Annotated in this window: 1 protein-coding gene; it reads right to left on the bottom strand. The window is 69.3% G+C overall.

Annotated elements, in window-relative coordinates; genetic code table 11:
- Positions 1–1,320 (bottom strand): condensation domain-containing protein (locus tag ACCC94_RS29690; RefSeq protein WP_413353171.1); only part of this gene is annotated, 1,320 nt, incomplete at both ends.

Genomic DNA, 1,320 nt, shown 5'->3' with positions numbered 1-1,320 from the left:
GGGCGCGGCAGCGCGCCCTCGGCGAGCTGCGGCTCGGCGCACAGCTGGCGCAGCAGCGCTTCGAACTGGCCGGCGATGGCGGCAACGCTGTCCTCGTCGAACAGGTCGCGGGCATAGACGAAGCTGCCGCGCAGTTCATCGCCCGGCTGGCCGCTGGCGTCCAGCGCCTCGGCCATGTCCAGCGCGAGGTCGAAGCGCGCCCCGTACTGTTCCTCGCTGAACAGTTCCAGCTTCAGCGGACCAGCATCGGGCAGGCGGCTGACGTCGAAGCCGAAGTTGAATTTCACCTGCACCAGCGGGTTGTAGGCCAGGCTGCGCTCGGGCTGCAGGGCTTCCACCAGTTGCTCGAACGGCAGGTCCTGGTGCGCCTGGGCGCCCAGCGCCAGCGGCTTTAGGCGCGCCAGCAACGCGGCGAAGGATTCGTCGTCGCTGAGGGCGAACGGCATGACCTGGGTGTTGACGAAGAAGCCGATCAGCCCTTCGGTCTCCAGCTGCTGGCGGTTGGCGATGGGCACGGCGACGCGCAGGTCGCGCTGGCCGCTGTAGCGTTGCATCAGCACGGCGTAGGCGCCGAGCAGCAGCATGAACAGGGTAACGTCCTGCTCGCGGGCCAGTTGCTTGAGACGCGCACCGAGGCCGGCGTCCAGGCTGAAGCCGAGGCTGCCGCCGCGGTAGCTCTGCACGGCAGGGCGCGGGCGGTCGGCGGCCAGTTCCAGGACCGGCGTGTCCTGGCTGAGCTGCCCGGTCCACCAGTCCAGCTGACGCTGGCCCTCCTCACCCGCCAGCAGCTCGCGCTGCCACTGGGCGTAGTCGGCGTACTGCACCGGCAATGCCGGCAGCTGCAACTCTTCGCCAGCGGCAAACGCGCCGTAGAGGCGGCTGAACTCGTCCACCAGCACGCGGATCGACCAGCCATCGGAGACGATGTGGTGCATCGTCAGCAGCAAGACATGGTCGGCTTCGGCCAGACGGATCAAGGTCAGGCGCAGCAGCGGCCCGGTGCGCAGGTCGAACGGACGCAGCGCTTCTTCCTCGGCCAGCTTGCGCGCGGCGCTTTCGGCATCTTTTTCAGCGGACAGATCGACCCGCGCCAGATCCAGGGGTTGCGCCGGCTGGATACGCTGGAAGGCCTGGCCATCCACCTCATCGAAGGTGGTGCGCAGGGTTTCGTGGCGCGCCACCAGGGCGTCGAAGGCACGCCGCAGCGCAGACTCGTCGAGCTGACCGCGCAGGCGCAGCGCGCCCGGCACGTTGTAGGCGGCGCTGGCCGGTTCCATCTGCCAGAAGAACCACAGGCGGCCCTGGGCGGCGGACAGCGGC

Source organism: Pseudomonas sp. Pseusp97 (assembly GCF_047304025.1).
GTDB lineage: Bacteria > Pseudomonadota > Gammaproteobacteria > Pseudomonadales > Pseudomonadaceae > Pseudomonas.
Note: the sequence above shows the minus strand (reverse complement) of the source record. Positions and strands in the feature narration are given on the sequence as shown.